Source organism: uncultured Leptotrichia sp. (genome assembly GCF_938036635.1).
Classification (GTDB): domain Bacteria; phylum Fusobacteriota; class Fusobacteriia; order Fusobacteriales; family Leptotrichiaceae; genus Leptotrichia; species Leptotrichia hongkongensis.
Genome location: NZ_CALHQO010000131.1, coordinates 1 through 1,496 on the forward strand (window position 1 = coordinate 1; position 1,496 = coordinate 1,496).

Below are 1,496 nucleotides of genomic sequence, written 5' to 3' on the forward strand. Positions count from 1 at the left end.
GAAAAAATAATCATTCTATGACCATTTTCTAAAATATCTGGTATCATTTCCCTCAATAATTCAATTTTAGCAACTTCACCAGTATAATTCTCATCAAATAATTGTGGAGAATTACAAATTTGCCGTAATTTTGTCAAAATTGCCAGAACTTTTAGGTTGTTATTTTCCTCCTTGTCAAATCCCCTAAGCTCCTTCTTCGCCCTTTTAACATAAGCCATATACAGCTTTTTCTGCTCTTTGCTCAATTCTACAATCATATTATTTTCAACTTTTTCAGGCAATTCTGTTAGCACTTCATCTTTTGTTCTTCGCAGAATAAATGGAGAAACTATATTTTTCAAATTAAATATTTTTTTTGAATCTGGATTATTTAATGAATTTTTATATTTTTTTCTGAATTTTGTTATGTTGTCTAAATAACCAGGCAAGATAAAATCAAAAATTGACCAGAGTTCCATAATGCTGTTTTCGATTGGAGTTCCTGTAAGTGCAAAATTTACAGAGCTGTTTAGCTTATCTGTTGCTTTTTTTACAAGTGAAGATACATTTTTTATATTTTGAGCCTCATCTAGTATTGCCACATCGAATTTTTTGTTTTTATAATTTTTTACATCATTTCTAAAAGTCTGATAAGTTGTTATCAAAATTCCTTTTTCAGCTTTCTCAATTAGCTCTTTTCTTGTATTGGCAGTTCCCTCCACAAGAATTGGCTTTATATCCGAAAATTTATAAAATTCTTCCTTCCAATTATGCAAAAGTGAAGTTGGAACAATAATTATTCCAAACAAATCCTTATTTTCTAGCTGAATTTCCGAAATAAGCGAAATCGCCTGCAAAGTTTTCCCAAGTCCCATATCATCTGCCAAAATCCCACCAAATCCAATATCATACATATTTTTAAGCCAATTAAACCCAATTTGCTGATATGGAAATAATTTTACCTTTATATTTGAAGGCTCTTTATTTTCACGTTTTTTTATTTTCTGAAAAAGCTGCTTAAATTCTTCAATTTCATTCAATTCCTTGTTAATACTGCTAGAAACCTGTGCCAGCTGCAATGCCTTTATTTTAGAAATTTTATTTTCACCAATTTTCAAATCGTTCATTGCATCAACGATTCCAACCATTTCTTCAGTGCTCCTATTGGCAATTTTTACAAGTTCACCGCTTGACAATGTCACAAATTTCTCTTCATTTCTTACCGATTCCAGAACTGTTTTAACATCCTTCTCATCAATTCCCTCAATATTGAAATTTACACTAAAAAGTTCATTTCCTACAGATCTTATATTAATATCCACGCCAATTTTACGAACTTTTTTTATTTTATCACTTACATTAATATTCACTTTTTCTGAATATTTTTCATCAATAATATCAGCCATTGCTAAAAATTCATTTCTATCAATCACTAGTACAATGTCATCCGACTTTAACTGCTTTGCCCTAAATCCAACATACATTCTATACTCTAACTCAATAATCTGAGCATCTGC

Annotated in this window: 1 protein-coding gene; it reads right to left on the reverse strand. The window is 30.1% G+C overall.

From position 1 onward, the window contains the following. The coding region (locus Q0370_RS02480) for a DEAD/DEAH box helicase (RefSeq protein WP_299571665.1) at window positions 1-1,496 on the reverse strand (1,496 nt) is incomplete at both ends.